This is a genomic window from Rhizobium sp. 05N49, assembly GCF_056396805.1.
The window spans coordinates 198,579-222,518 of sequence record NZ_JBFTME010000002.1 but is presented as its reverse complement, the minus strand read 5'-3'; the positions used below and the strand labels follow the sequence as shown (position 1 = coordinate 222,518).

The 23,940-nt window shown below is 59.1% G+C and carries 22 protein-coding genes and 1 tRNA gene; 10 read left to right on the top strand and 13 right to left on the bottom strand.

Annotated features, from left to right (window positions below):
* The first annotated feature begins 8 nt into the window (after positions 1-8).
* Entirely contained in the window at positions 9-1,841 is a 1,833-nt protein-coding gene (lepA, locus tag AC1DF8_RS05270; protein WP_112541940.1) for a translation elongation factor 4, read from the top strand.
* Positions 1,842-1,846: 5 nt separating this feature from the next.
* On the opposite strand, the gene AC1DF8_RS05265 is transcribed toward lepA, so the two are convergent.
* The gene (locus tag AC1DF8_RS05265) at positions 1,847-2,893 is read right to left on the bottom strand and encodes a GlxA family transcriptional regulator (RefSeq protein ID WP_477995172.1); all 1,047 of its coding nucleotides are present in this window, start codon (positions 2,891-2,893) and stop codon (positions 1,847-1,849) included.
* Between the two features lie 161 nt (positions 2,894-3,054).
* Here AC1DF8_RS05265 and AC1DF8_RS05260 point away from each other — a divergent pair, with 161 nt between their 5' ends.
* A complete protein-coding gene (locus AC1DF8_RS05260) occupies positions 3,055-4,131 on the top strand; it encodes a class I SAM-dependent methyltransferase (RefSeq protein ID WP_477995171.1) in 1,077 nt (358 codons plus the stop codon).
* A 75-nt stretch (positions 4,132-4,206) separates the two neighbouring features.
* On the opposite strand, the gene AC1DF8_RS05255 is transcribed toward AC1DF8_RS05260, so the two are convergent.
* Complete coding sequence (locus AC1DF8_RS05255; protein ID WP_477995170.1) at positions 4,207-5,247, bottom strand: glycoside hydrolase family 25 protein; 1,041 nt, start codon at positions 5,245-5,247, stop codon at positions 4,207-4,209.
* Between the two features lie 185 nt (positions 5,248-5,432).
* Here AC1DF8_RS05255 and AC1DF8_RS05250 point away from each other — a divergent pair, with 185 nt between their 5' ends.
* On the top strand, positions 5,433-5,726 hold the full coding sequence (locus tag AC1DF8_RS05250) for an Rdx family protein (RefSeq protein ID WP_007813273.1): 294 nt from the start codon (positions 5,433-5,435) through the stop codon (positions 5,724-5,726).
* Between the two features lie 3 nt (positions 5,727-5,729).
* On the opposite strand, the gene AC1DF8_RS05245 is transcribed toward AC1DF8_RS05250, so the two are convergent.
* The gene (locus tag AC1DF8_RS05245; RefSeq protein ID WP_477995169.1) at positions 5,730-6,137 is read right to left on the bottom strand and encodes a BA14K family protein; all 408 of its coding nucleotides are present in this window, start codon (positions 6,135-6,137) and stop codon (positions 5,730-5,732) included.
* A 168-nt stretch (positions 6,138-6,305) separates the two neighbouring features.
* Between AC1DF8_RS05245 and AC1DF8_RS05240 the strand changes: the two genes are divergently transcribed.
* Together AC1DF8_RS05240 and AC1DF8_RS05235 are read left to right on the top strand one after the other, a co-directional pair.
* A tRNA-Leu gene (locus AC1DF8_RS05240) sits at positions 6,306-6,392 on the top strand.
* 617 nt (positions 6,393-7,009) lie between these two features.
* The gene (locus AC1DF8_RS05235) at positions 7,010-7,981 is read left to right on the top strand and encodes a hypothetical protein (RefSeq protein WP_112541946.1); all 972 of its coding nucleotides are present in this window, start codon (positions 7,010-7,012) and stop codon (positions 7,979-7,981) included.
* On the opposite strand, the gene AC1DF8_RS05230 is transcribed toward AC1DF8_RS05235, so the two are convergent.
* From AC1DF8_RS05230 to AC1DF8_RS05195, 8 genes are all read right to left on the bottom strand, one after another.
* The gene (locus AC1DF8_RS05230) at positions 7,965-8,825 is read right to left on the bottom strand and encodes a Gfo/Idh/MocA family protein (RefSeq protein ID WP_477995168.1); all 861 of its coding nucleotides are present in this window, start codon (positions 8,823-8,825) and stop codon (positions 7,965-7,967) included. The genes AC1DF8_RS05235 and AC1DF8_RS05230 overlap by 17 nt on opposite strands.
* A 6-nt stretch (positions 8,826-8,831) precedes the next feature.
* Positions 8,832-9,917, bottom strand: a complete 1,086-nt coding sequence (locus AC1DF8_RS05225) for an NAD-dependent epimerase/dehydratase family protein (protein WP_246517144.1) — start codon at positions 9,915-9,917, stop codon at positions 8,832-8,834.
* Positions 9,918-9,937: 20 nt separating this feature from the next.
* Positions 9,938-11,128 (bottom strand): class I SAM-dependent methyltransferase, encoded by a 1,191-nt coding sequence (locus AC1DF8_RS05220; RefSeq protein ID WP_113207136.1) that lies wholly within the window; start codon positions 11,126-11,128, stop codon positions 9,938-9,940.
* 125 nt (positions 11,129-11,253) lie between these two features.
* Positions 11,254-12,150: a hypothetical protein gene (locus AC1DF8_RS05215; RefSeq protein ID WP_477995167.1), complete on the bottom strand. Its 897-nt coding sequence runs from the start codon at positions 12,148-12,150 to the stop codon at positions 11,254-11,256.
* 87 nt (positions 12,151-12,237) lie between these two features.
* Positions 12,238-13,182: a GDP-L-fucose synthase family protein gene (locus tag AC1DF8_RS05210; protein ID WP_477995166.1), complete on the bottom strand. Its 945-nt coding sequence runs from the start codon at positions 13,180-13,182 to the stop codon at positions 12,238-12,240.
* 63 nt (positions 13,183-13,245) lie between these two features.
* Positions 13,246-14,439, bottom strand: a complete 1,194-nt coding sequence (locus tag AC1DF8_RS05205) for a DegT/DnrJ/EryC1/StrS aminotransferase family protein (protein WP_113114789.1) — start codon at positions 14,437-14,439, stop codon at positions 13,246-13,248.
* A complete protein-coding gene (locus AC1DF8_RS05200) occupies positions 14,439-15,218 on the bottom strand; it encodes a glycosyltransferase family 2 protein (RefSeq protein WP_112541954.1) in 780 nt (259 codons plus the stop codon). Before AC1DF8_RS05200 ends, AC1DF8_RS05205 begins: the two co-directional genes overlap by 1 nt.
* A complete protein-coding gene (locus AC1DF8_RS05195) occupies positions 15,211-16,002 on the bottom strand; it encodes an NAD-dependent epimerase/dehydratase family protein (RefSeq protein WP_477995165.1) in 792 nt (263 codons plus the stop codon). The genes AC1DF8_RS05200 and AC1DF8_RS05195 overlap by 8 nt, the downstream gene beginning before the upstream one ends.
* Between AC1DF8_RS05195 and AC1DF8_RS05190 the strand changes: the two genes are divergently transcribed.
* Positions 16,001-17,110: a glycosyltransferase family 2 protein gene (locus tag AC1DF8_RS05190; protein WP_246715572.1), complete on the top strand. Its 1,110-nt coding sequence runs from the start codon at positions 16,001-16,003 to the stop codon at positions 17,108-17,110. The genes AC1DF8_RS05195 and AC1DF8_RS05190 overlap by 2 nt on opposite strands.
* Positions 17,111-17,217: 107 nt before the next feature.
* On the opposite strand, the gene AC1DF8_RS05185 is transcribed toward AC1DF8_RS05190, so the two are convergent.
* Positions 17,218-17,544: a hypothetical protein gene (locus AC1DF8_RS05185; RefSeq protein ID WP_477995481.1), complete on the bottom strand. Its 327-nt coding sequence runs from the start codon at positions 17,542-17,544 to the stop codon at positions 17,218-17,220.
* A gap of 70 nt (positions 17,545-17,614) precedes the next feature.
* Positions 17,615-19,237 (bottom strand): GumC family protein, encoded by a 1,623-nt coding sequence (locus AC1DF8_RS05180; RefSeq protein WP_477995164.1) that lies wholly within the window; start codon positions 19,235-19,237, stop codon positions 17,615-17,617.
* A gap of 130 nt (positions 19,238-19,367) precedes the next feature.
* On the opposite strand from AC1DF8_RS05180, the gene AC1DF8_RS05175 reads away from it, so the two are divergent.
* From AC1DF8_RS05175 to purU, 4 genes are all read left to right on the top strand, one after another.
* Positions 19,368-20,423 carry a glycoside hydrolase family 5 protein gene (locus tag AC1DF8_RS05175; RefSeq protein ID WP_477995163.1) on the top strand — a complete coding sequence of 352 codons (1,056 nt, stop codon included), beginning with the start codon at positions 19,368-19,370 and terminating at the stop codon, positions 20,421-20,423.
* Between the two features lies 1 nt (position 20,424).
* Positions 20,425-21,696, top strand: a complete 1,272-nt coding sequence (locus tag AC1DF8_RS05170; protein ID WP_477995162.1) for a hypothetical protein — start codon at positions 20,425-20,427, stop codon at positions 21,694-21,696.
* Between the two features lie 53 nt (positions 21,697-21,749).
* Positions 21,750-22,766 (top strand): acyltransferase family protein, encoded by a 1,017-nt coding sequence (locus tag AC1DF8_RS05165; protein ID WP_477995161.1) that lies wholly within the window; start codon positions 21,750-21,752, stop codon positions 22,764-22,766.
* 213 nt (positions 22,767-22,979) lie between these two features.
* Positions 22,980-23,864, top strand: a complete 885-nt coding sequence (purU, locus tag AC1DF8_RS05160; protein WP_112542755.1) for a formyltetrahydrofolate deformylase — start codon at positions 22,980-22,982, stop codon at positions 23,862-23,864.
* Positions 23,865-23,940: the final 76 nt, after the last annotated feature.

Here is a 23,940-nt window from a genome sequence, read left to right as displayed (position 1 = left end):
GCTGCTATATGGCGCGCATGAGCACCAATTCGACGACTCCGCTATCCCATATCCGCAACTTTTCGATCGTGGCCCATATCGACCACGGCAAATCGACGCTTGCTGACCGCCTGATCCAGACGACCGGCGGCCTTGCCGAGCGCGAAATGTCCGAGCAGGTGCTCGACAATATGGATATCGAGCGCGAGCGCGGCATCACCATCAAGGCCCAGACCGTGCGCCTGCACTACAAAGCGAATAACGGCGAAACCTATGTGCTGAACCTCATCGACACGCCCGGCCACGTGGACTTCGCCTACGAAGTCTCGCGGTCGCTGTCGGCCTGCGAAGGTTCGCTGCTCGTCGTTGACGCGTCGCAGGGCGTGGAAGCCCAGACGCTCGCCAACGTCTATCAGGCGATCGACAACAATCACGAGATCGTCACCGTTCTCAACAAGATCGACCTGCCGGCGGCCGAACCCGACCGCATCAAGGAGCAGATCGAGGAAGTGATCGGCATCGATGCGTCCGAGGCCGTGCTGATTTCGGCCAAGACCGGTCTCGGCATCCCCGACGTACTGGAAGCGATCGTCCACAAGCTGCCGGCGCCGAAGAGCCCGGGCGGCGAAAAGGCGCCGCTGAAGGCGCTGCTCGTCGATAGCTGGTACGACACCTATCTCGGCGTCATGGTTCTGGTCCGCGTTATCGATGGCGTGCTCTCCAAGGGCCAGACTGTCCGCATGATGGGCACGGATGCCAAGTATCAGGTGGAACGCGTCGGCGTGCTGACGCCGAAGATGGTCAATGTGGACAGCCTCGGCCCCGGCGAGATCGGCTTCATCACCGCCTCGATCAAGGAAGTGGCCGATACCCGCGTCGGCGATACGATCACCGAAGACAAGCGTCCGACCGCCGAGGCCCTGCCCGGCTTCAAGCCGGCACAGCCGGTCGTCTTCTGCGGCCTGTTTCCGGTCGATGCCGCCGATTTCGAAGATCTGCGCGCCGCGATGGGCAAACTTCGCCTCAACGACGCGTCCTTCTCCTTCGAAATGGAAAGCTCGGCCGCTCTCGGCTTCGGCTTCCGCTGCGGCTTCCTCGGCCTGCTGCATCTCGAAATCATCCAGGAACGTCTCGAACGCGAGTTCGATCTCGACCTGATCGCGACCGCACCATCAGTTGTCTATCAGCTGACGATGACCGACGGCAGCGAGCGTGAACTGCACAATCCAGCCGACATGCCCGATGTCGTCAAGATCGCCGAGATCCGCGAGCCGTGGATCAAGGCAACGATTATGACACCGGACGATTATCTCGGCGGGATCCTGAAGCTTTGCCAGGATCGTCGTGGCATCCAGACCGAGCTGACCTATGTCGGCACGCGCGCGATGGTGACCTATGATCTGCCGCTCAACGAAGTCGTCTTCGACTTCTACGATCGCCTCAAGTCGATCTCGAAGGGCTATGCGTCCTTTGACTATCACCTCGAAGGCTACCGCGAAGGCAATCTCGTGAAGATGTCGATCCTCGTCAACGGCGAGCCGGTCGACGCGCTCTCGATGCTAGTACATCGCGCAGCCGCCGAAAAGCGCGGTCGCGACATGTGCGAGCGGCTGAAGGAGCTGATCCCGAAGCACATGTTCAAGATCCCGATCCAGGCGGCGATCGGCAGCAACGTCATTGCCCGCGAAACCATCTCGGCGCTGCGCAAGGACGTGACGGCCAAATGCTACGGCGGCGACGCCACCCGCAAGCGCAAACTTCTGGAAAAGCAGAAGGAAGGCAAGAAGCGCATGCGCCAGTTCGGGAAGGTGGAAATCCCGCAGGAAGCGTTCATCGCTGCGCTCAAGATGGGTGACGAGTAAACACCTCAGCTTTTTGACGGACGCGCATAATCGGGCACACGAAACCGGCGGCGATAGCTGCCGGGCGTCAGGCCTGTCATGCGCTTGAAGAGCCTGCGGAAAAAAGCCGGCTCTTCATAGCCGACTTGCCAGCTGATCTCATCGACCGGAGCATCCGTGCGCTCCAGCCGGCGCTTTGCATCCTCCACTCTCAAACGCTGAACATAGGCAATCGGGCTGACACCGGTTGCCTGGGTGAAGCGGCGCTTGAAGGTGCGCTCCGTCAGGCCAGCATGGCGGAACATTTCCTCGATGGGATTGGCGACCGAAAAATGGCCGGAAAGCCATTCCTGCGCCGTCTGGATCGCTGTATCGCCATGATCCCTGCGGCCCTCGAAAACGATATAAGGCGCCAGCCCATCCTGATGCCATTGCAACGCGAAGAAACGGGCAATAGCCTGCGCGGCTGAAGCACCCGCATAGCGGGCGATCAGGTACAGGACGAGATCATGCCAGGTCATGGAGGCACCGGAGGTGATCAGCTCTTCTCGCCTGCCACAAACGACGAGCACACGCTCGGGATGGACGGGCACCTGCGGAAAGCTTGTCCGGAAAGCCTCGGCATAACCGAAATGCACCGTCGCATCCATGCCGTCGAATAGCCCGGTCTCTGCCAGCAGAAAGAGCCCCGAACAGGCCGAGCAGATCAGCGCGCCACGCGAATGCATGGCGCCAACCCATTCGACAAGTTCCGGATAACGTCCCTTCTGCCATCCACGCGATGGCAGCAGAACGGAGGGCACTATGACGATATCCGTGTAGTCGAGAGACGAGATGCTGCGCTGGACGGTGATCGGCAGACGGCTTGCAAGTTCCAGTGGCTCGGCGGATGTACCGACAATTTCCACCTTGAAGGGCGCTCGGCCGCCGAGGACATCGCTGGCTGCCGGCAGAACCGCAAAGGCATTCATGACATCGAAAATGCCGCTCAGGGTCGATACCACAGCCTCGGGAATGGCCACGAGGCTGACATGAAGCGGCCTGGAAACGACTTGATCGGCGCCGGATTGCATCTCATCCCCCCCGGAAGAAACAGGTCCGCTATTTGTTTCTTTTGCCTACACCGGCATGATGATTGGCGCAAATGGCCCGCTTATGGCCCATGCCGCTCTGCCGTAATACCCCGTCTGCTGTCATTCAATTTCCATTCCTAACATTTCGACAGGAGAAGGAAATGGACCAGATAAGAAGCAACACGATCGATGCGGCCAAGCTCGACCTCATAGTCTCACGAGCAATCGGCGATCTCTCGGCCGGCTATGGCGGCGTGATGGTGAGCATCGGCCACCGGCTCGGCCTTTACAAGGCAATGGCGAAGGTGGGGCGGATCAGTTCGCACCAGCTTGCGGCAATCACGGGTTGCGCCGAGCGGTATATTCGCGAATGGCTGGGCTCACAGGTGGCAGGGGGCTATGTGATCTATGATGCGGCAAGCCACGGCTACGAACTGCCGCCTGAACATGCGCTGGTGCTGGCGCAGGACGACAGCCCGGTTTTCATGGCTGCGGCCTGGGCAATCCCCGCCTCGATGTGGGCTGACGAGGACAAGGCCCTGGATGCATTTCGCACCGGCGCCGGCATTCCCTGGGGCGATCACGATGGCAGGCTCTATTGCGGCGTGGCATCGCTCTACCGCAACGCCTACAAGGCAAGCCTTGTTGCCGAATGGCTGCCGGCGCTCGATGGCGTCATCGAGAAACTGAAGGCTGGCGCACTAGTGGCCGATGTCGGCTGCGGTCATGGTCATTCGACAGCGCTAATGGCCCAAGCCTTTCCGTCGTCGCGGTTCCATGGCTTCGATTCGCATCCGGAATCGCTCGATGAGGCCCGGCAGGTTGTTGCTGCGGCGGGAGGAACAGAGAGGGTCACATTCGAAACCGCGAGAGCGGACGCCTATTCTGGTTCAGGCTACGACCTTATTTGCTTCTTCGACTGCCTGCATGACATGGGCGACCCGCTCGCTGTCGCAAGACACGCAGCCAGAACCATCGCCCATGAGGGAACGGTAATGCTGGTCGAGCCCTATGCGAAGGATGGTGTGGAAGACAGTATCTCGCCGGTCGCGCGCATGTATTATGCCGCCTCGACGACGATCTGCTGCGCTCATGCGATCTCTGATGGCGGCCATATCGTGCTTGGCGCACAAGCCGGTGAGAAACGGCTGGCCGAGATCTTCCGGAAGGCCGGTTTCACGCGGTTCCGTCGGGCGATGGCAACCCCGTTCAACCTCGTACTCGAGGCGCGACTCTGATCCTTGCGGTCGAAGCCGAATGCCGCAGGGCTGATATCGTCAGTTCTGCGGCATCTTCTGTGCGGAGTGAAATTCCTACAGCCCCGCTACCCAGCGGTGCCATTCTTCTTCGCTTCCGCGGAAGGCATTGAGGTCGATTCGGCCTTCGACGCCATGAGAGAGGCCAGAGCCGGAATATTGCCAGAAGAGCCATTTGCGGTTCGGATAGACCTTCGAAGGATGTTCGGCGACCGCGCGTAGCCAGAAGTGATAGTTCTGGAAGGCGCCTTCGAGATTATCCGCGTAGAAATCCGGGGCCGTATAGATGATCGGTCGCTTGCCGTAGTGCTGCTCGATCCTCTCCATGAAGACCTGCATTTTTTCCAGCACGCGGGCGCGGGAGAGCTTCACTTTGCAGCTCGATTCGCCGTTCCATTCGACATCGATGACCGGCGGCAGTGCGTCCGGATCGCGCGGCACGTTGCGGATGAACCAGTCGGCCTGCTCACCGGCCGTGCGGCACCAGTAGAAGAAATGATAGGCGCCGCGCTTGATGCCGGCCTCTTTGGCGCGCCGCCAGTTTGTCTTGAACATCGGATCCAGATGATCGCCGCCATCCGTTGCCTTGATGAAGGCGAAGTTGGCGCCGCGGGTCCGGAGCGTTTCCCAGTCGATGTCGCCCTGCCAGCGCGAGACGTCGACGCCGTGGACGGCGAGTTTGCGCGGAGAGACCTTGCCAAAGTTGATCGGCTTGGCATCGCGGAAACCATAACCATAGACGCGCGAGCGGCCACGGGTCGGCGCTTCTATGGCAGGTGCCGCCGCCATGGCGAATTCGACGGGGCGTTCGCTCGGAATCGGCATACCCGGCTGCGATGTGGCTGAAGGCGTCACTGCCGAGAAGGCGCGGGACTCCGGCAGGGGCGCTTCCCAGGCGAGGCTTGCCTGCGGAGTGGCATCGGCTGCAGCAACTGTAGCCTGGGGCACAGGTGCCGGCGGCGGCGTGACAGAAGCCGTGATTTCCTTCGAAGGCTTCGGAGCAACACCAGCCGAAAGATTTTCCGGACCGGAAGCCGAAGAGCAGCCTGCCAGAGCAAGGCAGGCGACGAGGATCGCTGGGATAGCCGTGGAACGCATGGGCACCGTGACGCAAAACAAGAACCAGGGTGCCTCACCAGATCCGTGAAAACACCAATCCGGAATAGCTAATGGAAAATTATCAAAAAAGACTGAATCCGAACTTTCCGTCCGCAGATTCGGTGCCAGGCGCATTGCAACGTCTTTTGCGAGCTTCTAGACCCCTCGGATTAAAGGAGATTCCCATGACCGAGAAAGCCCGTGTGACGATCCTCTACTGCACGCAGTGCAACTGGCTGCTGCGCGCCGCCTGGATGGCGCAGGAACTGCTGCAGACCTTTACCGACAGCCTCGGCGAAGTGGCGCTCATTCCCGGCACCGGCGGCAATTTCGAGATCCGTGTCAATGGCGACCTGATCTGGGAGCGCAAGCGCGACGGCGGCTTTCCCGGACCGAAGGAACTCAAGCAGCGGGTGCGCGACATCATCGAGCCTGACCGCGATCTCGGCCATACCGACCGCGCATCGCTGGAGAGCTGACGTTCAATTATAAGGCGAATTGCAGGTCTTGTAGATGCCTTCATAGGTCAGGAAGCGATCGGTGCGCGGATTGTAGGATCGATATTCGTTCCGGCACCATTGCTGATGGCGGACCTGATTATCCGCCGAAGGCTGCAGGCGCGGTGCCGGTGGCGGACCGTAGGTCAGCCGTGGCGGCAATTGCCCGGGCGGCTGATAATAATTCGGCCCGGCTGCATTCGGTGGGAGATAGTTCGGCTGGACGTAGGCAGGGCGATGCCACTGCTGCGGACCGAAGCCGAAGCAGCCGCGATAGTCGCAGATCGTCGACTGCGTATTGAGAGGCCCAAGCGACGGCGAGGCGGCATTGGCTCCCATCAATGGCAATACGGCAAACAGACCAGCAAGAAGGATAGAGCGAAGGTCGAACATGGCGCGTTCCTTTCCAATACCTATTATATAGGGTTGAGAAATGAGCCATGCCATCCACTGATCCGTTGGGTTCGACCACAGCTTCGTGAAGCTTTTTCACAGACTGTCAGGAAAACTTCAAAAACCCTGTTGACAGTAACGAGCCGCCCCCGTACATGGCTCTCCGTCGCCCAGATGGCGGAATTGGTAGACGCGCCAGCTTCAGGTGCTGGTACCCGAAAGGGTGTGGAGGTTCGAGTCCTCTTCTGGGCACCATTCCCATTGATCCTCAATGAGATCAAACAGATACGGGATCTCCCTGTTATCTGTGCCCACCGTTGTGGTGTTCGTTCTCTGCGTCTTTATTCACCGATAATAATTGATCTCGAGCAATGCTTCGCACTGCCATATAAATGCCGATATGCCGCACTTTGATAGAACTATGCGCATCCAAGTTTACATCATCGCGTTTCTCCTCAGCGCCATCATGTGGGGCGTGACATTCGATGCTGCGAGGAACGCGTATCGCGCCGCACATACGGCTGGGTTGATGCCGAATCTGCATATTCAGCATAAGATCGACCGGATTCTCTAGGCTATTCGATCCCGTGGAGGCCTCTCCGCCCGGATCGCCGCCATGTCCCTCCAACTCATTGGCAAAAGAGCCGAAGCAGCACGCAAACGCCTTTTTCCTGCGTCACCTTCGGCGACCATTCGAAGCGTTCGAGGAATAGACTAACGTCAAACCGCAGACTTTTCAGGGGAGCGGGTCGAACCCACCCTCGGAGGGAAAAGCGTTCCCGCTGGCGGGACCAACTCACCGAAATTTTAGGAAAATTTAACCTTAAAACGTTAGAAATATTTCCAGATAGGCAAGAGCGAAACCACCTGACATGTCATCCGTAAACGAGCAGATTGAACAGTTGAATGTGCAGAAAGAACTCCGCCGAAAGGCCTTTTCCGAGAGCATGAAACTGCGCCGACAAACGCAGGTCAGGTTGAGCGAGGGGATCTTCAGCAAGGCCGAGAAGACTGACCAGATCTCGTTGGTGAACCTCAAGGCCATCGAGCAGTTCGAGCCCGACACCATCTACATACTGAACAACAATGACATCGCTCAGATTGGGCAGAAGTATGTGGGCATGTTCGCCAACGAACCGCGTGCCCATGTCTGCATCTGGGATTTCGACAATCATCATGATGTCGCGATGTCCCTGAATTTTGCGATGCTGTCCGACTTTTACGTGCCGTGCCATCCGCACAATAATGAGACTTACGCGCAGGTGACCAAGGCGATGGGACGCCCCGTAAGTGCAGCGGTCATCCAGTGGTCACGCGACTATCTGAGCGAACATCGCGATCGCCTCCTTGCCGCCACGCGTGATCCGGAACCCCTTGGACGACATATCCTCTATCCGCAATTCCCCGAGCGCAATGCGTTGCTCCAGACGCTGAACACGCATTTCAAACATGTCGGTCCGGCGGCGCGGACATATCATGACCGCACGGAGTTGGACCGGTTGGACGAATGGGCGGCGCATATGAGCCATTGGATCGTCCCGGTCCGTGGCGATCTGCCTATCCGTGTCTTTGATGCGCTGATCACCGGGGGCGTGCCAATCCTTCCAGCCAGCCTGAGGGATCTTCCCGCGCTGGCCGCTCTGCAGGAGCATCTGTTCTATTTCGAGCCGAGCGATGTGGCGGCCCCGCAGGCCATTGTCGAGGCGGCGAACGCACATTTCCGCAAGCAGGGCGAGGCCGGCGTACTCGCGCGTCACGAACTGGCCATGGCGACCAGCCACCTGGACGCGCGCGTTCAGGAAATCCTCGCGCAGATTTACGGATACCTCAATCCGGCCAATTGATCGCGACCGGGGCGCCGTCTGCTGCTGCCGAACGTTCGATGGCATCCAGGCTGCGAAGGACTTCCTCTGCCGCATCAAGTGGAGAGGGGTTGTAGCGCACGCCACGGATCAACTCGACAAAGACGCGCAGTTCGCGGGTTAGAGGCAGCTCTGGCTCATAGGTAAGGGCAACACTGTCGCCTTCGCGGATGAGCGTGACTTTCTGCGCGGCCTTGTCATCAAAGATGAGACGTCCCTTGGTGCCTGCGGCCGTGATCCGAAAGGCTGGATCAGGCGAAAGCCAGCTGGCCTCAAGGTCGAAAGGTCGCCCTTCGTAGGACAATTGTGCAGCCACGCGAAGCGGGCGCGCTCCGCCTTCAAGCGAGCGGGCCGTCGCGCGCTCTGCCGGAGTGGCGAAGATCCGTGCTGCCAGCGATAGCGGGTGCGGCAACCAATCCCAGATCACGGACGTATCGTCGCGCGGTTTGCCATTGGCGCAGAGCGCAGTTGCCGATTGGATCGGGCCGATCTCCGGCAGGGCAGCACAAAAGGCCTCTGCAGCCGAGTTGAACCGGTGCAGGTGCCCTGCAAAGATGTGGCCGCCGGCTGCACCAGCCGCCGCCTTGAGGCGCAGGAAGTCCTCGAGGCATGTGGCCAGAGGTTTTTCAATAAAGCACGGCACCCCCGCCTCAACGAAGGGGAGCGCCGAGGACACGTGATCTTTGCTCCTGTTGGCGATGATGACGCCGTCAACAGAAGCGCCGGGGCCGTTCAGCGGCACCCAGCGCACTTCGGGCAGGCTGTCCAGAGTGGCGCCAATGATGCGCGCCCAGGCACCCCGTCCGATGAGGCCTAGTGTTACCACCTATTGTTATCCGGCCTTTTTGAGCGCCGCTTCGGGCTCGAAATCGATATAGTTCCGCTCATTGCGAGCCCAGTCGATGAAGCGCGCGAGACCATCTTCGACATCCACCTCGGAGGTATAACCAAAGGTTTCCCGCGCCTTGGTGATATCCGGGCAGCGACGGTTAGGTTCTCCCGCCGGATAGGTGTCCGGATAGTCGATGCGGGTGAACGAGGCGCCCGGCAGCAGCTTGGGATACATCTCCGCCAGCTTGATCATCGAGATTTCGTTGTCCGGGTTGCCGATGTTGTAGGCCTCGCCGCACTTGCCCTCAAGCAGCGTCATCAGGAAGCCGTAGATGGCGTCGGTGATGTAGCAGAAGGTGCGCGTCTGCAGGCCGGTGCCGTGGACCGGGATCGTACGGCCATTGAGCGCCTGATAGGTGAACATCGGGATCACGCGGCGGTCGTTGTGACCCATGCCCGGACCAAAGACGTTGAACGGGCGCACGATCTTTGCCGGCACGCCGTGGTGCTCTTTGTAGATCGTGCAGAGCGTCTCGCCCAGGCGTTTGGATTCGTCGTAGCAGGCGCGCGGCCCAACGGTCGAAACGTTGCCGTGGTAATCTTCCTTGATCGGCACCGCGCGGGGGTCGGGATCGCCGTAGATCTCGGAGGAGCTGAAGAACAGGAAGCCCTCGAGGTTCTTGTTGCGTGAAGCCAGGTCCAAGAGGTTGCGGGTGCCATGCACCGCGCTCTCGATGGTCTCGAGCGGATAACGCATGTAGAAAACGGGTGATGCAATGCCCGCAGCCTGGATGATGAAGTCGATATCTTCGCGCACGGGCAGCGGATGGGTCACATCGGCCCAGACTTGCATGATGTTGGGATCGCGCACGATGCTTTCATCGAGGTTCTTGGTGCCGGTGATGTAGTTATCCACCGAGATGACCGAGCAGGGCTTGTCCAGCACGTCGTTATTCAGCTTCTGAAACACCTTGACGAAGTGCTTCCCAAGGAAACCCGCCCCCCCTGCCAGCAGGACAGTCTTCCCGGAAAACCGATGGGCATTAGCACCAAGCCGCTCGACAATACGTTGAATTTCTTTCGACATTTCTTTCCCCATTCCAGTGATCAGGAAGCTATGAGTTCAACAAGCGGAATTGGCATGTAGTAGTCATATGCATTGCTAGTCTTTTTCCGAATGTCGTCGATGTATTCGTAGGCGAAGACCACCAGCACTTCGGGCCGATAGGTCTCAAGTTCAGAGGCAGACACAACCGGGATATGCGCGCCGGGCGAGGTGCGTCCCTGTTTCAGCGGACTGTCATCGATCGTGAAGGGCAGCAGTTCGCTGTCGATGCCGCCAAAGTTGGTGATGGTCGAAAGTCGGGCAGGCGCGCCGTAGCCTGCCACCTTGACGCCCTCTTCCCGCCAGCGCTTCAAGCCAGCGACCAACCTGTCGGTCAGATCGCGGCAGCGCTGGCCAAAATCTGTCAGTGCCGCAGTGTTCAGCACCTTCAGCTCGGTCGCGATCAGCTCCGCCAACTCCGGGGCCTCGGTGCCGGCCGCCTCGCGCATCAATGTGAACCGAAGGGAGCCGCCATGCTGGGCCACAGGCTCAAGCCCGGTGATCACCATGCCGTGCTTGCCGAACAGCTGCTTCATCGACGAGATCGAGTAGTAGAAGATCCGGTCGAGGTAGAATCGCTCGAACTGCACCTGGCTGATCATGTTGAGGATATACTCGACCTCGATCACCAGCTTGCCGTCTTTCGCCATCAGGATGTCCGCTGCGCGGATGAACTGATCCGGTGCGTCGAGATGCGTGAAGACGCTGCTGGCGACGATCACATCCGCCGGGCCGTGGCTGTCCAGCACCTGCCGTGCCGAGGTTTCCTCGAAGAAGGCGCAGAGCGTTTCGAGCCCCTCGTCATTGGCGAGCTTGGAGACATTGATCGAAGGTTCGACGCCCAGCGCCCGAACTCCGAGACCTTTGAGCGGACGCAGCAACACGCCATCGTTGGAGCCCACGTCGACGACGAATTTCGCTTCCTTCAGTTCCTCGGCGAGCGCCTCGAAATGGCGGACGAGGCCCCCATTGACCGAACTCAGGTAATAATAATCCTCGAACATGAGGGATCGCGGCACCATCTCGCCAAGCTGAACATTCTTGCAGGTCTCGCAAAAGAACACTTCGAGCGGGAAGAATTTCTCTTCCTGAAAATCACTCGGTTTTGGGTATTTGTTCGCGAGGGGCTGGCGCCCCAAATCCAGAAATTTGTTCAAGATCTGTCCGTCGCACAGAGAACAACATTTCAACATTGGGAATCCTTACCGTTCGCTGCGCCATCGTGGGGAGCGTGCGCATCCCGCTGCGTTCCGGCTGCCGCGTTCGAGCTCATCGACGCCAGGCCATCACGCCTTCCGATAGCTATGTTTCTAGAGATTTAAGCTTGTGGGAAGCTTTCGAGCACCCCATCCAACTCTCGCAATATTTGCGCCTCGCTCGGAACAAAGCGCGACAGAGATCCGCGCAGCCAGGAACGGTCATTGAGGTAGTTGGCCATGAAGCCCTGCTTCGTGATTGCGAAACTTGCCGGCGACAGAATGGCTTTCGCGGCAAGAAGGAAGCGATACAGGCCCATGAATACGTCCGTCCAATCCTTGGAGGTGCCGTCGGAGGTCGCATCCGCAGCGAAGTAATTCAAGGGATAGTCGAAGAACATCGCCCTGTTCTTCTCGAGTGCCAGCAGGAAAGGCACGGCATAGAGATGCAGCGTGTCTCGGAAGGCAGCAAGCTTCCCGAGGCTTTCGATGATCAAGCTGCTCCGGTACAGAAGGCCGACATGACGGGGAACGTGGCCGAGGAAGTGCCGGCGAAACGTTTCCGGCTCGTCCATCAGCTTGGGATTGGTATAGAATGGCGGCGACAGCGTATATGTCAGCTCGGTCGCGAGCATATCTGCCGATCTGTATTCGCAATGATTGAACAGAACGGCATCGTGCTCCTGCCTGGCAGCGAGCTCCAGCAGATCAAGCGGATTGACCTGACCGCAGCTGAAAACGTCGGCATCGCCTATGCTGAAGATGAAGTCGTAGTTCCGAGCATGGTCGGCGTAAAAGTGAAACAGGTTGTCGTCGAAGCCTGACCCCTTGTTGGTTACATAGAGATCACAAAGCGGCTCGAGAATGTGCCTGGCGGCGTTGTCGGGATCGGAGTCGGCCACGACTGTCTCGAAGGCGACGAGGCCGGTATATTTGCTTCGCAGATCGATGATCTGGGAAAGCAGACGCACCAGCTGGATATCGCGCCTGTACGTTGTTATCAGGAGGCATATTTTCATGATGTTAAAGCTTTCCCGAGTGTTGTCGTAGGCAACTCGACCGGTTCTTCTGGTCCAGGCGTGCATCAGTTCGCTGGTTCCGCGCCCTCAATTTTCGCGCCTATCCAGAAAACTCTGATAGGTTTGCTTGAGACCGGCCGTCAGCGGGCGGGCATTGTTCCAGCCGAGTTCGCGCAGACGGCGAAGATCGGCAAGCTTGCGCGGCGTCCCATCCGGCCTCGTGGTGTCGAAGGTGAGTGAACCATCGAAGCCAATCGTCTTGCTCACGAGACGGGCAAGCTCGGCAATCGACAATTCCTCACCGGAACCGATATTAATCGGCACCGGGCCGGAGTAATTGCGCAGCAGGAAGATGACAGCGTCGGCAAGGTCATCCACATGCAGGAATTCCCGCAACGGCGTACCGCTGCCCCAGATCGTCAGGGATTCARCACGGTTCACCTTGGCTTCGTGAGCCTTGCGGATCAGGGCCGGTAGAACGTGGCTTGTCTCGAGGTCGTAATTGTCGCCCGGCCCATAAAGATTGGTCGGCTGGGCCGATATGAAATCGCGTCCCTGCTCCTGACGATAGGCCTGGCAAAGCTTGATGCCGGCAATCTTGGCGATAGCGTACCACTCGTTGGTCTTTTCAAGCGGACCGGTGAGCAAGGATTCCTCGCGGATTGGCTGTTCGGCGTCGCGCGGGTAAATGCAGGTGGAACCGAGGAGAAGAAGCTTGCTCACGTCAGCACGAGCAGCCGCTTCGATGATATTCGCCTCGATCATCAGATTGTCGTAGAGAAAGGCAACCGGCGAGGCGCTGTTGGCGGCAATGCCGCCCACACGCGCAGCGGCGACGATGACGGCATCCGGCTTGTTGTCCTGCAGCCAGCGTCGCGTCGCGGCCTGATCGGTGAGATCGACCTCACTGCGAGGTGTTGTCAGTACCTCGCAGTTCAGCTGCGAGAGCACCCGGACCAGGGCCGAACCGACCATACCGCGATGGCCGGCGACCCAGATCCGTTTTCCCTCTATCTGAAAAGCCGGGTTCATCCGTCAGTCCTTGTCTCGCTGATGAACCGCGCTTTGAGCCGTATTCGTCATGTGTCTTCGCTCTTAACAGGGGCGGGCAACTGAGGCGAAGGCGTCGGCCACGCGCGCAATGTCCGCTTCGTTCAGGTTATGGTGGTTGGGCAGATAGATGCCGTAGTCGTGCACCTTATCGGCGTTCGGAAGGGCGAGCCGTGGATGGTCGCGGAGCCAGAAGGGATGGCGCGCGATGTTGCCGCAGATCAGCGGCCGGCATTCGATGTCGAGCGCGTTGATATGTTTGTAGGTTTCGAGCCGGTTCTCGATGAAGGTGCCGTAGGCGAAGGACGACAGAACCTCGGTATCTCCCGACTGGGAGAAGAAGTCCGGCAGCGCCTTGCGGTAAAGGTCGAAATTGATACGGCGGCGTTCGACGATCTGATCGAGCTTCCTGAGCTGCGACCGACCGAGGAATGCCTGGAGGTCGGTGGAGCGCAGGTTATAGCCGGCATGATAGAAGGTGTAGAGGTTCTTGAACTCATCGACCCCGTTCTGCTCTGCCAGAGATTGGCGCAGTTCCGGCTTGAGATCGCGGCTCCAACCGTGCGAGCGCAGGGAAAGCATAAGCTGGTGCAGATCGGGATCGTCGGTGACGACCATGCCGCCCTCGATCGTCGATATGTGATGGCCATAATAGAAGGAGAAGCTGCCTGCCGTGCCGATCGTGCCCAGCTTGCGGCCCTTGTAGGTCGAGCCGAGCGCCTCGCAGGAATCTTCCAGCAGGATGACGTCGTAACGCTCGCAGATGTCCCTGACAGCATCCATGTCACCGGCATGGCCGAGAACGTGGACCAGGATCAGCAGCGCCGGCGGATCCGTGCGGCAAAGGTCTTCCAGATGGTTGAGATCGATACCCAGCGACTTCGAATCGCAATCGCAGAGACGCACATCGAAACCAAGCTGGAGCAGCGGCGAAACGGTGGTGACCCAGCTGACGCCGGCGGCAATCGCCTTGTTATTGCGCAGGCGGCCCGCTTCCTTGAGCGCGGCGATCATCAGGAGGTTCGCCGACGAGCCGGAGTTGACATAAACTGCGTGACGGCAATTCATCCAGACAGCGAATTCCTGCTCGAAGGCGAGTGTCTGTTCAGCCTTGGTCAGGCGGTTGCCGGCGAGCATCCATTCAGAGAGCGCCTCGAGTTCACCCTGGTCGATGGTTTCCTCTGCGAGGCGGATTGGACGATCTTGAGTAACTAAGCGGATTGGACGCCCTACGGTCATTACGATGCCTCCCTGATACGCACAGCGCGCATCACTTTCATTTCGAGATAATGGCGGGTAACTTCTGCGTAAGCGGCGCGCAGTCGCGCAGTCTTCTCGCCGGATGCGAAGGCGTCGATGGTGATCGAACCCTCGTGGAAGCGGAAGAAGGCAAGCGGTTCACGCACGTAGCCGATCGCTGGATAGCGCAGCATTGAAAGCAGCGAGACGAAAGCATCCGGTCCGACGCCGCGATATTCGTTGATCTGAAGCGGCAATCGCCCCGGATAGAGCGCGTCGATCAGAATTTGCCGGCGATAGAGCGCTGCGCCAGGCGAGATCAGCGAGCCGAGAATCTGTCTCTCCAACGCATCGACCGGATAGGTGCCAGTCGCGGGCAACCAGTCCATAAATTGGCGAAGTTTGGTGGGCAGGCCTGGGCCATCCATAACGTCGGCGCCGGTAAAGGCGAAGCCGGTTTCCGGAGTGATGACGGCAAGGCACGCCTCGATGAAGGTCGGTGCGATCCAATCGTCGTCATATTGCAGGTGGACGAATTCTCCGGTGGCGTGGAGTGCGCCTTCAAGCCAGCAGAAATGCGGCCCGAAATCACGCTCACGGCGGATGTAGAGGATGCGGTCGCCATAAGCCTCGGCCACCTTCGGCGTATCGTCGGTGGACCCGTGATCGACGACGATAACCTCGCACGCCTTCGTTTGGTTCAGGGCGCTGTCGATGGCGACAGGCAACATCCCTGCCCTGTTAAAGGTCGGAATGACGATGGAAACAGTCTCAGACATCAAAGTCTCCTAATAATTGTCTAAGCCGTGAGATATCGGCGACGAGCGTGTCCGAGCCGCCGGTCGCCCTGATATCGAGGGGCTGGGAGCTGAAACCCTGAACGAAATCGCGGATGGTTGTGCCACGGCCGGAGCCGACATTGACCGGCCCCGTTGCGGAGGAAAGGGCGAGGCGCACGACAAGCTCTGCCGCATCCTCAGCCGGCAGAAAATCCCTGACGCTGTCACCGCCCGGAAGCATGAAGGGTCGGCTCAGGTCCTCTTCTGCCAGCCGACGCTCGATGGACGGCCGAAGGAACGAACCGGTTTGCGCTGGATCGTGAATCGAGAAAACACGTGCCGCACAGAAAGCGCGGCCGGATGCCTCGCAAATGTCGGCCGCAACGCTCTCGCCGACCCATTTTGTCCTTCCGTAGAAGGAAGGTGGCGCCTTTCCGGCGTCCTCAGCTATCGGCAGGTCCGACGGCGCATAGATATGGCTCGATGAGCAGTAGAGGAACGTTGCCGGGTGCGCCTCGAGCGCCGAGAGAAGATTGATCGTACCGCCGACATTCACGGCATAGGCACGGGCAGGGTCTGCCTTGACCGATGCCACCGGCACCAAAGCTGCCAGATGAACAACCTTATCGATTGGCTGAAGGGCAGAGATCGCGGCTCGCAACGCATCGATATCCGTGAGGTCCGCCTTATTGGCGATCACATCGGCGCCTGGCGCAAATTGGGCGAAATGCCTGATAACATGCCTGCCCAGAATGCCGCCCGCCCCGGTTACCAGGACCCGCATGGACGCACCTCTCGATGAACTGCGCACCCTGCCGGGAGCCTTCGGCTGGCAGAGGTCAGGTCGCGCTTTTGCTGCATCCAATTTCCTTATTTCCCGCTGGGGCGCGTCCCTACGCGACACAACGAACACGTTAAAAAGCCGACTTCAGATGACCGGGTGGCCGCCCCCAGGATTTCCAACCACGGCAATTGACGCGAATGCCCGGCTCATGCCATCTCCTTCATGGTTAACACCAATGCCGCCTCTGCCATGCGCGAACCTTGCGCGAAAGGAATTGCCTGAGATGCATTTTATTAAAGCAAGGACGCAGAGTGATCATGGGACCGCGCTGGTGACGGTGTTCTGCGCGGTATGGCACCGCCAGAACAACAAGCTGGACCTGCTGAAGTCGCACTACATCAACCTGCGCCAGCAAAGTGTCGACGTGCGCATCATCTATATTTTCGACAATGGTGATATGCCGCCCGAATGGCTGGACGCGGACTGTTACGTCTTTTCCCAACCGCTCTCGATCTATGAGGCCTGGTCGGCAGCGGTGGCATTGAGCAATTCATTGTTCGTGATGAACCTGAATATGGACGACCGCCTGGCCACAAATGCGGTCGAGCTTCTGGTCGGAGCGGCGTGCGCATCGTCTGCTGGAATGGTTGGAGGCGAGTGGCTGGTCTGCTTTGACAATTCCCATCTGGATGAGCCTTTCAAAGCGCCGATACTGACGGCATCCGAATTTGCGCCGGACTGGCCTCCGAGGCCACGTGAACGCCTGAGGCTTGGATCGGGCACTGGCGAGCGCGGCACTTTTGGTCCGGCTACGCTGTGGAGCCCGAAGATGGTCGGGAAATATTATCCGAGCTATTTTGGCGACGGATCCCCGATCAGATCGGTCGGCGATGCGCTGTTCTGGCATGTATTCCAGCAAAAGAATCTCAAAACCATTCGCCTGCCACTGCTGATCGGGAAATATTTCTCTTCACCGTCCGATCAGGCGGAATTCCGGGCAAATCAGGATAATGAGCTGTATCAACGATACGGTCTGTCCAGTCTGTCCTTCGCCGACCGCATCGTTGGTGGCGAGGTACCGCAATTGGCATTTCGGCCCGCTGGCTAAGGTGTAGTGCCGCAGGAAGATTGCTCGCAATCGCCGTCAAGTCGCTGAACGATTGTGGCGCGGTCAGGATCTTCGGACACAATCGCAGCGCAGAAACCGCCCGGCTTTCAGCGCACCGGCTGGTAATGGCCGCGCAGCGGCACGCGGCTATCCGTCGAAATCACGCCGTCGCGTTCGCAGACATACATCAGCGTCGGCATGCCGCCAGAGCGGAAGATCTCGTCGTAGCGGCGGCGAATCTGCACCGTTTCGGTGTGGCAGTCGTAGGATTCTTCCACCTTCTTGTCTGGCCGCGCCTTCACGCCCGGAAGATCCTTGTAGGGATAGAGCGGCTGCACGGCCTGCTTACCGGAATTCTGCCAGTCTATGGCAGACGCGGGCGCAGCGGACGCGCCGGCAACAAGCGACAGCAGGACAATCGCAGCGAACCGCATCATAACCTCTTTCATGGGCACACTTCTTACGATGCCCATGTTCTGGATGTAGGAAGATTGGAGGCTGCCATCAAGCGGACGCGCGGATGGGCTTGCGGAAATAGCTTCTGATGGTCGGATGAGAAAAGAGGCCGGCGAGGATCGCAATACCGGCGCCGACAGCAAAGCCTGCAAGCAAGCCACCGATCATGCCAGCGACCATGATGACTTTCTTGCTCGGCCCATCTGCCTTCACGGGAACTTCTGCGGGGGAGACGACGCGGATATTGCTCTGGCTGAGGTTTTGCTCTTCGCTGGTCTCGCCGGAACGCTTCAAAACTGATTCGTAGAGTTCGCGGGCGGCCGTCGCCTTGCGCTGCAGCTCGTTCAACTGCACCTGCTTGTCCGAGGTCGTGGCCTGCAGGGCTTTCTGTACCGCCAGCTCCTTGGCGATATCGTCCTCGGCCTTCTTCGCCTGTTCGTATTCTGCCCTTGCCGAAGTCGCGACGCGCTGGAGTTCGTCTTTGATTTCCGCTCCGATGCTACCCAGCGAAGAGCGCGCAGCCTGAAGGCGCGGATGACGCGAACCCATCTGGCTCTGCAGGCTGCCGACGACTGCGGCCTGGGCGGCATATTGCTGACGCAGGCTGACGAGCGGCGATGTGCCCGTGGCGCCGTCCGTCTGGCTGCCTGCGACGACATCTTCGACCCGCAGATTTGCAGCGGCATCGGCGCGGGCCTTGGCCTGAATGGTCTTTTCCTGGGCGGTAACGAGCAGCGCGTTCAGGGATGAAAGGCGCTGATCGGAAATCAGATTGCCCTCGGTCGCCGCCATGTCGTTGTCGGCGCGGAAGGTTTCGACCGCCTGCTCCGCTTCCTGCACTTTCCGGCGCAAATCGTCGAGGCGACCGTCGAGTGCTGACGAGGTGGTTTCGTAGAGACCGGTCGATGCGCTGCTTTCCTCCTGCATGAAGGAGGTGACGACCTGATTGGCGAGCTTTGCGGACTTTTCCGGGTCCCGCGTCGTTGCGGCGAGCGAGACGACGTAAGTATTGTTCTCGCGCGTGATCAGCAGAGCCTTCTGAAGAGTGCCGATGATGGCAGCACCGTCTGTCCTGCCACCGGTGAATTCCGGATCCTGATCGAGCTTCATAGCATCGGCTACGCGACGCAATACGTTGCCCGAGGTCAGCAGTTGAACCTGGCTGTCGATCAGCGTCGAAATCATTTCCGGCGACGGCGCTGCATTCTGTGAGCCGCTGTCGGCAAGACCGATCTGGCGTGGATCGAAATAGAGGGCGGCAACGGCGGTGAATTTCTGCGGGATACGAGGCGCGATCACCGCACCGGCAGCGGCACCGACGAGGCAAAGACCGGCAATAATCAGGCGCCGGCTCCAGATGGCGGCAACCGCAGATCTGATATCCAGCAAGGGTCCTGCGACAACAGTTGCCTGCTCGACCACGGGTTCCGGCGTTGAAACGGTTTCGGGCACGACAGGAATATCGCCACGGAGCGGCCCGGCAGGGCGGCTTTCCGAAGCTGCCGGGCGAACCGGAAGCGGGGCGGGCTCGGGAGGCGGTGGGGGCAGAACGAAATCTGTCGGCCGGATGATCGGGCTGCGCGCACGAGTGCCTTCAGGCGCAGGCTGAGACGACTCATAACTGCGCCAGGCAGGCAAGCGGCTCACCCTGTTCCCGTCATATTGTTTCATAACACCGCATCCGCCCGGCGAGAAAGCATGGCCAAGCAGGAGCGACTTTAGAAATTCTTAGCTAACGGACCGTTAAGATGCAGGCATCGAAGCCGACGTGGCGACCTGCCGCGACCCCGCGAGGATAGCCATGAGACGGAAAAGACTGCTGCACGGGCTGCTGGTTGCCGCCGTTACGGCCGTTTCGTCCATCGCTCATGCCACCGAGGCACCGCTTTGCTATTACGGGGTCAATCTCTCCGGCGGCGAATATGGCGAACGCGGTGGCGTCTACGGCACGAACTACACCTACCCGACCGAAGAAACGATCAGCTATTTCGCGAAGAAGGGCATGACGATCATCCGCCTGCCCTTCCGCTGGGAGCGGCTTCAGCCGAAGCTCGGTGCACGGCTCGACGATGATGAACTGCAGCGCTTGAAGGATACGGTCGCGCTGGTTCGCAAGCACAAGATGAGTGTGCTGCTCGATCCGCATAATTTCGGCTATTACGACAAGGATCAGATCGGCAAGCCGCCGGCGACGAATGCAGCCTTCGCCGATTTCTGGGCTCGGCTTTCCGTCGAATTTGCCAATCACGATGGCGTGCTCTTCGGGCTGATGAACGAGCCGCATGACATTCCCGCGGCCGATTGGCTGAAAGCCGCCAATGCTGCGATCCGCGGCATTCGGGCGGTCGGCGCACGCAATCTCATCGTCGTTCCCGGTACGGCCTGGAGCGGAGCTGCAAGCTGGGAAACCGATGTGATCGGCGGCGCGAACGGAACCGTCATGCTCGGTGTGCGTGATCCGCTCGATTTCTACGCCTATGAATTTCATCAGTATCTCGACGCGGATTCTTCGGGCACGCACGAGACCTGCGAGGGCGCAAAGGCCGCGACCGATGCCATCACCAACGTGACGAGTTGGCTAAAGAAGAACGGCAAACGCGGCTTCCTCGGTGAATTCGGCGCGTCTGCCAATGCGGATTGCCTCGATGGCCTGAAGACGATGCTCACCACCATGTCCGACGATAGCGATGCGTGGATCGGTTTCTCCTACTGGGCGGCTGGAGAATGGTGGCCGGCCACCGAACCGTTCAACGTACAGCCGCGTGACACGCCCGAGCGCCCGCAAATGCGTCTGCTCGAGCAGATGGTACCCAAACATGCGCCCGACTGCGCGGCGGTAAAGCCGGCGGGAAAGTGACATGGCAGCAGTCGGAGAGACAGGTACAAGATTCGAAACGGTTGCCGATGCAACCAGCCCGGCTTCGCGTCTCGATTATCCCGTTCTGATCCTCGGGCTGCTCTCGGTTCTCTATAACGGCATCCTGGCCTTCATAAACCACAACGTCATGCCACTCTCGATGACGCATGTGGCGGCCAGCGAAGGCCTGATCATGGCGAGCGCAATCATCTACATCCTGCACAAGGGGATCTATGAGGAAGACCTTTCAGCCTTTCTGTTCATGCTCTTCACGCTGATCGTGACGATCTATGTCAGCGCGATCAACCGCATGGCCTTTATCGATCATCTCCGCAACGTCCTGATCATCTTCTGCTTCACGGGGCTTGGCGGCTGGTGCAACGAGCGGACGCTCAAACTGATCTTCCGGGTGGCCTGTTTCATGGTGCTGCTGTTCCTGATCTTCGAGATCATCAGCGTGCCCTTCTATGTCAGTATCGTGCATCCCTCGGACTATTTCGCAAACACGCGCGGGCTAAAGCCGCTCAGCTTCAACACGACCGGCCTGTTTCAGAATGCGCTCGGTTTTCCCGGCCGATTCTCCTTCGGCATCATCGACCACCGCTCCTCGTCGATCTTCCTTGAGCAGGTGTCGCTTGCCAATTTCTGCGGCGTGATCGCGGTCTACCTTATTTCGATGTGGGACCGGCTGACGCGGCTCGACCGGGCGCTGGCCATTGCGACAGCGCTGCTGATCCTGACGACCAACGATACCCGCACGATGCTCATCTTCTGCATCTGCTGTATCGGCGGTTACTTCGTCTTTCCGAAAATCCCCAAGGCCTTCAATCTGGCGCTGATGCCGCTCATCGTTTGCGCCGGCTTCCTCGTCTACATAAAGGACCCCAATGCGATCGGCGACAATTTCACCGGGCGCATCAATCTGACGATGAAGAAGCTGATGGATCTCGATCCGCTGGCGATCCTCGGGCTTTCGGTCGATAAAGTCGCCGAATTCGCCGACAGCGGCTACGTCTATCTCGTCTACGGCGCCACGGTCTTCGGAGTCATCGCCTTCTGGCTGTTCGTCTGTCTGTTTCCCGCGGGCACCAGCCCGGCGCAGAAGCGCTGCGCCCATTCACTTTCTCTTTTCATTTTTCTGAATATGATGATCGGGGGAACGGCAATCTTCTCGATGAAAATTGCCGGCCTTCTCTGGCTTGTCATCGGGTTCATGCGTTTCCGCGACACGCCACGCATCCGGCAGGATCGTCCGGCAAATGTACTGAGTTGACGAAGCGGCTGCCCGACGGGCGATCCGCAAAGCCTGTGGGAGCAAGACATCAGATGCTTGTCCAGCTGCAATATCTGCGTGCCATCGCGGCGCTGATGGTCGTTTTTTTCCATGCCATTCTGCAGCTTGCCAAGGTCAACCCCGCCATCGACGCGACCTCGTTCATTTATGGCGAAACGGGTGTCGATATCTTCTTCGTGCTCAGCGGCTTCGTGATGTGGCTGACGACAAGCGGACGAAACATGACGCCGGCCGATTTCGCCCGTAAGCGCGTCAAGAGGATCGTGCCGCTCTACTGGCTGGCGACGCTATTTTCGGCGGCTGTCGCGCTTATCGCACCGTCGCTTCTCAAGTCTACCGCTTTCGATCTGCCGCATCTCATGGCCTCGATGCTGTTCCTGCCGTGGATCAATCCGGTCGACCCGACGATGATCGCTCCCGTCATCGTGCCCGGCTGGACGCTGAATTATGAGATGTTCTTCTATTTCGTCTTCGCGCTGCTATTGCCGATCCGCGAGGACTATCGGCTGCCTGCTCTGTTCGGCGCCTTTGCAACCATCCTGATCGTCTGCCATTTGCTGCCGGAAACGACCGCCACCAAATTCTACGGCCAACCCATCATCCTGGAATTCCTGGCCGGTGCGGCGCTCGGCTGGCTCTATGGCCAGAAGCTGCTGCTGCCGCAGCACTGGGCTTGGGTTTTGCTTGCCGTCGGCTTCGCCTTCCTCTTCATCAACGAGGATCTGGTGCGGCCCGAGGATCGTTATTATGCATGGGGCATACCGGCAGTCTTCATCGTCTATAGCGCTGTTTCGATCGATTTTTCGAAACTTCCCTTTGTCCGCTGGCTCAACTATCTCGGCGACGCCTCCTACGAGATCTACATCACGCATGCCTTCACACTGGCGTTTCTCCGGATCATCGCCAATCATTTCCCGATCGGCGTGCTTCAGCAGCCTGTCATCTTCGTGATCCTATGCCTCGTGCTCTCTTCCATCGTGGGAGCGATCATTCACGAAATCATCACCCCACGCAGAAAAGTCCGGATCGCCAGCCGGCCAGCCACCTGACCTCAAAATATCAGAAGGCGAGGACGGGATTTCGAACGGCGCAGGCAGAACGGAGTTCTGCGTGGCGTGTCATAAGCTTGCGGTCATGAAAGCAAATGCCGCAGGCATGAAGGTTCGGCTTGCAATTTATTGCAGAAATGAAAGCTTGCCGGCCTGTTCGCGGCTGCGGCTTTGATCTAAGCACGGCCGGCGGCTGGAGAGAGGGAAGAGGACATGACGGACTATGTATTGACTGTAACCTGCAAGTCGACGCGCGGCGTCGTGGCGGCGATTTCGACCTACCTCGCCGAAAAGGGTTGCAACATCATCGATAGTTCGCAGTTCGACGACCTCGACACCGGCAAGTTCTTCATGCGCGTCAGCTTCATTTCGGAAGAGGGTGTGTCGCTTGCCGAGATCCGCGAAGGCTTCAAACCGATCTACGAGAAGTTCGGCATGGACGCGGAAGTACATGACGGGAGCGAGCGCCTGAAGGTGCTTCTGATGGTCTCCCGCTTCGGCCACTGTCTCAACGACCTGCTCTACCGCTGGAAGATCGGCGCGCTGCCGATCGATATCGTCGGCGTCGTCTCCAACCATTTCGAATACCAGAAGGTTGTGGTCAACCACGACATTCCCTTCCACCACATCAAGGTGACGAAGGAAAACAAGCCGCAGGCCGAAGCCCAGATCCTCGACATCGTCGAGCAGACGGGCACCGAACTCATCGTGCTTGCCCGCTACATGCAGGTTCTCTCCGATGCCATGTGCAAGAAGATGTCAGGCCGCATCATCAACATCCACCACTCCTTCCTGCCGAGCTTCAAGGGCGCCAACCCTTACAAGCAGGCCTATGAGCGTGGCGTAAAGCTGATCGGTGCCACGGCGCATTACGTGACGGCCGATCTCGACGAAGGCCCGATCATCGAGCAGGACACGGCCCGCATTACCCATGCACAAAGCGCCGAAGACTATGTGTCGATCGGCCGCGATGTCGAAAGCCAGGTACTGGCGCGCGCCATCCATGCGCATATCCACCGGCGCGTCTTCCTCAACGGCAACCGCACGATCGTCTTCCCCGCCAGCCCCGGAAGCTACGCCTCCGAACGCATGGGTTGAACCAAGGACCCACTCCTTCCAATCCTCGGCTGGCACAATCTTCCGTTGCTTGTCGGCAAGTGCTTGATTATCTGTT

Coding starts and splice junctions, on each gene's coding strand:
- lepA (WP_112541940.1), top strand. CDS start 9: ATGGCGCGCATGAGCACCAATTCGACGACTCCGCTATCCCATATCCGC.
- AC1DF8_RS05265 (WP_477995172.1), bottom strand. CDS start 2,893: ATGCAATCCGGCGCCGATCAAGTCGTTTCCAGGCCGCTTCATGTCAGC.
- AC1DF8_RS05260 (WP_477995171.1), top strand. CDS start 3,055: ATGGACCAGATAAGAAGCAACACGATCGATGCGGCCAAGCTCGACCTC.
- AC1DF8_RS05255 (WP_477995170.1), bottom strand. CDS start 5,247: ATGCGTTCCACGGCTATCCCAGCGATCCTCGTCGCCTGCCTTGCTCTG.
- AC1DF8_RS05250 (WP_007813273.1), top strand. CDS start 5,433: ATGACCGAGAAAGCCCGTGTGACGATCCTCTACTGCACGCAGTGCAAC.
- AC1DF8_RS05245 (WP_477995169.1), bottom strand. CDS start 6,137: ATGTTCGACCTTCGCTCTATCCTTCTTGCTGGTCTGTTTGCCGTATTG.
- AC1DF8_RS05235 (WP_112541946.1), top strand. CDS start 7,010: ATGTCATCCGTAAACGAGCAGATTGAACAGTTGAATGTGCAGAAAGAA.
- AC1DF8_RS05225 (WP_246517144.1), bottom strand. CDS start 9,917: ATGTCGAAAGAAATTCAACGTATTGTCGAGCGGCTTGGTGCTAATGCC.
- AC1DF8_RS05220 (WP_113207136.1), bottom strand. CDS start 11,128: ATGTTGAAATGTTGTTCTCTGTGCGACGGACAGATCTTGAACAAATTT.
- AC1DF8_RS05215 (WP_477995167.1), bottom strand. CDS start 12,150: ATGAAAATATGCCTCCTGATAACAACGTACAGGCGCGATATCCAGCTG.
- AC1DF8_RS05205 (WP_113114789.1), bottom strand. CDS start 14,439: ATGACCGTAGGGCGTCCAATCCGCTTAGTTACTCAAGATCGTCCAATC.
- AC1DF8_RS05200 (WP_112541954.1), bottom strand. CDS start 15,218: ATGTCTGAGACTGTTTCCATCGTCATTCCGACCTTTAACAGGGCAGGG.
- AC1DF8_RS05190 (WP_246715572.1), top strand. CDS start 16,001: ATGGACGCACCTCTCGATGAACTGCGCACCCTGCCGGGAGCCTTCGGC.
- AC1DF8_RS05195 (WP_477995165.1), bottom strand. CDS start 16,002: ATGCGGGTCCTGGTAACCGGGGCGGGCGGCATTCTGGGCAGGCATGTT.
- AC1DF8_RS05185 (WP_477995481.1), bottom strand. CDS start 17,544: ATGCGGTTCGCTGCGATTGTCCTGCTGTCGCTTGTTGCCGGCGCGTCC.
- AC1DF8_RS05180 (WP_477995164.1), bottom strand. CDS start 19,237: ATGAAACAATATGACGGGAACAGGGTGAGCCGCTTGCCTGCCTGGCGC.
- AC1DF8_RS05175 (WP_477995163.1), top strand. CDS start 19,368: ATGAGACGGAAAAGACTGCTGCACGGGCTGCTGGTTGCCGCCGTTACG.
- AC1DF8_RS05170 (WP_477995162.1), top strand. CDS start 20,425: ATGGCAGCAGTCGGAGAGACAGGTACAAGATTCGAAACGGTTGCCGAT.
- AC1DF8_RS05165 (WP_477995161.1), top strand. CDS start 21,750: ATGCTTGTCCAGCTGCAATATCTGCGTGCCATCGCGGCGCTGATGGTC.
- purU (WP_112542755.1), top strand. CDS start 22,980: ATGACGGACTATGTATTGACTGTAACCTGCAAGTCGACGCGCGGCGTC.